This window comes from Mesorhizobium sp. M1D.F.Ca.ET.231.01.1.1 (genome assembly GCF_003999155.2).
GTDB lineage: Bacteria > Pseudomonadota > Alphaproteobacteria > Rhizobiales > Rhizobiaceae > Mesorhizobium.
Map to the genome: position 1 here is coordinate 1 of NZ_RZOZ02000291.1, position 281 is coordinate 281.

Below are 281 nucleotides of genomic sequence, written 5' to 3' on the forward strand. Positions count from 1 at the left end.
GGAAGAGGACGTTCGCAAGGTCTTCGAAAACGGCGACGCCGCCTTCGCGCTGAACTGGACCTACATGTACAACATGGCCAACGACCCGAAGGACTCGAAGGTGGCCGGCAAGGTCGGCGTCGTGCCGGCGCCGGGCGTTGCCGGCACAAGCGAAGTGTCGGCCGTCAACGGCTCGATGGGCCTTGGCGTCACCGCGGTCTCCAAGCACCCGGACGAGGCCTGGAAGTACATCACCTTCATGACCTCGCAAGCCACGCAGAACCAATACGCCAAGCACTCTT

General features: G+C 63.0%; 1 protein-coding gene. It reads left to right on the plus strand.

The genetic code is table 11. The annotated features are described in order from the left end of the window. Positions 1–281, plus strand: a 281-nt coding sequence (locus EN874_RS33350) for an extracellular solute-binding protein (protein ID WP_127428878.1), incomplete at both ends; no start/stop codon positions are given.